The following is a 4566-nucleotide window of genomic DNA, read 5'->3' on the forward strand; positions in this document are numbered from 1 at the left end:
GCAGGAGCAGTCCTCTCTCATCTCTGAACACCAGGTGATTCACCTGGTGATAGCAACAGAGAGAAGGAAAATTTAACTCCCCTTACCCTCTTATCTCTGAACACCAGGTGATTCACCTGGTGATAGCAGTTGCGCCTGAAAGTGAGAGAGATTTTTAGGGGTTTTGGGAGGGGTTGCCAGTTTCTCTCAGGGAACCCCTTGAATTTCTCTATGAAATCTATAGAAAACTCTAATTACTATCTAACCCATTTGACCTATTGCTTGCCCCTTACTTTTGGAGGTGTTATGGTGGTTTTGTGTTGAATGTGTGTTGAGCGCAGGTTTTTATCCCGCCATTCCTAGGCGAGAGTCATAGTATGTAAGCTACGAATTTAAACTGGGGTGCTAGGATTCGAACCTAGGAATGGCGGGACCAAAACCCGCTGCCTTACCGCTTGGCTACACCCCATTGGCTTTACCTTTGATATGATAACCTTAAGTGCTAGGGGTTTGTCAAGGGTTTGACTGAAAAATTCCCCCAGTTTACCCGAATTTCCCCTGTGGGAGTCCCTGAATCTGTACGTGATGAGGCAACCGTGTTGTTCACAACTCCGCCATCTCCCCCTAAAATCCTCGCCGTTGATGACAGTGCGATCGTCCAAAAATCGATTCAAAATGCACTCCAAGATCAGGGAGTAGAGGTTTTAGTCGCTGATAATGCTGTAGATGCCTTAAATTTAATTTATAACGAATCCATCGCTGTTCTTTTACTTGATGTTTCTATGCCAGGGGTTGATGGTTTGGAACTGTGCCGTACCATTCGCAGTATCCCTGAGTTTCAATCTCTGCCGATTGTGATGGTGACTGCGCGGGATAGTCCATTTGATAAAGTCCAAGGGCAACTTGCTGGGGCAACCCAGTATCTGACTAAGCCTTTTGATTCCCAAACCATACAAGGTATTGTCCAAGGTTTTATCGATCAAAGAAAATCAAGGTAAAGGATTTAGTCCTTTACCTTTATAAGTCAACTCTACTGGTAAAACGCTACTAACTTTTAGTGGTTTGCGTTGCCAGCAGTTCTTTGAGTTTTTCCAGATCCGCAGCCCAACGAGGATCGGGTTGAATGGAACCCGTATCTTGGCTGGGGCTAGAGGTGCTTTTCTTGGATTTATTTTTCTTACGGTTTCCACCACCGCTTGAACTGGCAGTAGGAGCGCTAGAGGCTGCCCCACCTTCTGCGCTGCCCCCCTCTTTACCTTTGTTCCGAGGCTGGGCTTTCTCGATCTTAAGGGGACTTTCTTTGAGCAGATAACCATTAAATTGCTCAATAATTTGATCGGCTTGCTCTTCATTTTTGACCGTGACAAACCCAAATCCGCGACACTTACCGGTCTTACGGTCTGTAATGACCTTAGTGGAAACTTTGGGTTCTGTTTCAGCAAAAATGGCTTCTAGCTCTTGCTTTTCCGTTTCTTTCGGTAAGTTACCAACGTATAACCGAACAGACATTGATAAGACCTCCCTATTTAGTCTGAGTTGACATAGATATGGCATGACCTAGCGTCCTGAACACCGAGCTGGCATTCAGTAGACTGAGGATGATGGGTAAACACAGTAAAATATTCACCTCGTTGGTAAACCTTTACTATTAGGATTGGGTTAGGCATCACGTTGCTCATTGAGTCTCATGGCAGGCTTTATCGATTCCGAAGACTCGGAAAAGGAAGAGCCAGGTTTTCCCTTTGGAGTCACTGTAAATTTTCCGGGTATTCCTATCGCTATCGAGCACATATTTATATTTTTTAGGTGGCTCTACCATGTTTACTTCATGCCATATTTAACCTATCACGTTTTGGCAGATGGAGCTACCCAAAACTCGATTATTTTACCCTTAAGTCCAGGATTTTGTCATCCCCTTGTTCAGAAATTTTCTTAATCCTATGGCTAACAGATAGTAAAAACCAGCCGGTTATGCGGCTGGTTAACTTGCTGTGTTGGGAGGAAGAACACATGATTCCAAAGCAGCCCACCTTGCACTTGCGTTGTCGATCGCCAGGTTGATTGACTGTTCTGGCTTGAGCCTTCTTGTTAAGAAATGTAACACATAAATTGAAATCTCGCAAAATTTCTTTACATTAGGTCTGAAAAACCAGATAAGCCCCCCAAAGTCCAAAGGAGATCGCCAGTAAAGACAGGAGTAGGGGATGATAGCTATTGGCTTGTAGTTGCGATCGCCCCTCCAAATAGGCCAAATCTATAGCCACATCAGCCCCCCGATGCAACCAGCCCCCCACCTTCACAGACTGACCGATCAAATCTTTGGGGCAAATAGGGTTAATCCCCCAATCTCCGAAAATACTCACACGGGGGCAATGGCGTAAACGAATCAACCCCGCAGAAGTGTGTAGGATTAACGTCTGTCCTAACCCATTATGAACCCCACGCCGTCCCAAGAGTTTGCCCTGTAAGCGCATAATTTGGCGTTTTTGAGGAGTTAAAGTAGCATCGATTTGGAACTTGGCGAAAGATTCTGAGCGATCGATGCGCTGAGCCTGGAGGGGAAGCACTTCCGGATAATAGCGATTGATCTGAAGCATCAGGATCAGGCTCAAACTAATGAAATAACAAGCGGTGATTAAATCCCCATCCTGATCTTGGGAGAGCCAAACCAATTGACCCACATAGAAAAAATAGGCGATCGCTCCCACCAGCATCAACACCAGACGAAACCCGATCCCCACAATGAACGCTTGACAGAGAGAGCGAGGGAATAGAGGGAGACTATTATTAACAAAGATCGAAGTGGCAACAATCAAATTAATCGCCGTTTTCAGCCATTCAGGTAAAGTTGAAGGTAAAGAGAGCCGAATGGGAGAGGAAAAGGGCAGACGTAACTCGGTTTCTAAACTGAAATTCATCTGGGTGGTTAGCCATTGGGTAAAATCTGACGATAAAGAGAAGCGACGGGGAGGGATAAACGGTAAGTCTAACTCCGTTTCTAAGCGGAAAAATCGGGCTAAATCCGTTAACCGTTGCAGGCGATCGCCCAATCGTCCATGACTACTCAGTAGGGTAACTCCGTAGCGATAGAGATTGTGTAAATCCCATTGCAGAACACTTTCAAAGGGTTGATTCGGGGTTAGATTACCGATCGCGATCGCCTGTTCCACCCCTAGGGGAAGCAAGAGATCGAAGCGTTCTACAACTTCCGGCACAGTAGATGTCTGCATAATTCCCCTGTGCCAACTTTGTGCCAGTTTCAACAATCCACGGGTAAGTGCATTCGGGTCTCCGGTGAGACTTACTGCGCTGGCATCACTATAAAGCAGTCGCCATCGAGAGAGCAGCAGTAAGGGCAGACGGAACAGATGATAGTAGGTATAACTGAGATTTGCTAAGAGAGTAGATAAGCCTCTGACGATTAGTTCTAGCAGAGGGATATCCAGGCGATCGGCCAAACGCTCACCTAACTTAGAGACTGACCAATATAGAGTATAGGGAAGTTGCAGGAAACAGACACAAGCTGAAAGCAAGAGAAAATCCCAGTTCAGAATGTGAGCCAGTTGGGTTGCGTAAAAGATAGCGAGTTCATCATCTTCCAAGCGATCGAGCATTCCCTGAGAAATAACCACATGACCGGTAGGGCGCAAGTGACCGATCGGGTATTGGATATATGTAAAAATTAGGGGCAACGAAGTGGGTAAAATACCCAGTGTAGGTTGGGGAAGTTTCCGTTGACGACAACAGCGTTGAATTAGGGTCGCTGATTCTGGCCGGATGGTTTTGAGATGCTCCAGGTTTAGGGGTTCTAATTCATACCCTTTTTTGAGCAGGACAGAGAGCAAAACTGGAGAAGCGATAAAAATTAATAATGAGAAGATGAATAGGAATAACGTGGGGTCTTGATAGAGAATTTGCCAAGGGCTGAGAAAGGGCAGTTTCAAAAGCAGGTACTGGACAAGGGAAAAGCTGATCTCAATGACAGTCACCATCCAGCCAAAAAAGGCGATCGCCGTTATTCCTTGCAAACCCCATAACCAACGAATATCCGATCCCAGTTTCGAGGTTTTCGGGAGAGTGCCCAATCGTTTAGCACGTCCAGCGTTTTTCCAGGTTCTCACTTCTGGGGCAGCAGAAGGAACAGAAAAACGGTTATTTGGTTCTTTCACTTCCGTTTTGGGAATCGGAGGAGGAGAAACAGATAAAGCATCTGTGGGATCGTCGGGAGACATGGTCTTGGATGGCTCCAGATCGGGGAACTGGCGCTTGAGTTTAGGTAAGGTTTTTTTTGCCCAGTTTTGGAACGGTGCATCGGGGCTGTAGGTGAGTAAGTGGCATAAATTAAGTGCTTGTTGCCCTTGACCCACTTTACGATAAGCAATAACTAATCCCTGTTGAGCGCGTCTTTTGCGAATGCCCTCTGATTCATTGGTATAAACGCCGTTTAAGTGGGCGATCGCGAGATCGTACTCTTGACGCTTGAGTGCTGCTAACCCCGCCGTTAAGGAAGGGCGTTGTGGGGGTGGTGATGACATATAGGAGGTGATAGTAGGCCATTAAGAGTGATAGCAGCAAGAATATCTCCCC

3 protein-coding genes and 1 tRNA gene are annotated in these 4566 nt (G+C 46.1%); 1 reads left to right on the plus strand and 3 read right to left on the minus strand.

Translation table 11 applies throughout. The features are described from left to right. Window positions 1–376: 376 nt before the first annotated feature. Window positions 377–448 (minus strand) — tRNA-Gln (locus AC3A14_RS24090). 130 nt (window positions 449–578) lie between these two features. Here AC3A14_RS24090 and AC3A14_RS24095 point away from each other — a divergent pair. Then, complete coding sequence (locus AC3A14_RS24095; protein WP_413038590.1) at window positions 579–977, plus strand: response regulator; 399 nt, start codon at window positions 579–581, stop codon at window positions 975–977. Between the two features lie 49 nt (window positions 978–1026). Here AC3A14_RS24095 and AC3A14_RS24100 read toward each other — a convergent pair whose 3' ends face one another. Further along, on the minus strand, window positions 1027–1488 hold the full coding sequence (locus tag AC3A14_RS24100) for an RNA recognition motif domain-containing protein (RefSeq protein WP_318697883.1): 462 nt from the start codon (window positions 1486–1488) through the stop codon (window positions 1027–1029). A gap of 626 nt (window positions 1489–2114) precedes the next feature. Then, on the minus strand, window positions 2115–4514 hold the full coding sequence (locus tag AC3A14_RS24105; protein WP_318735837.1) for a M48 family metallopeptidase: 2400 nt from the start codon (window positions 4512–4514) through the stop codon (window positions 2115–2117). Window positions 4515–4566: the final 52 nt, after the last annotated feature.

This window comes from Roseofilum sp., assembly GCF_982964205.1.

Excerpts from the sequence above, each read along its gene's own strand:
- AC3A14_RS24100 (WP_318697883.1), bottom strand. The coding sequence starts at position 1,488 with ATGTCTGTTCGGTTATACGTTGGTAACTTACCGAAAGAAACGGAAAAG.
- AC3A14_RS24105 (WP_318735837.1), bottom strand. The coding sequence starts at position 4,514 with ATGTCATCACCACCCCCACAACGCCCTTCCTTAACGGCGGGGTTAGCA.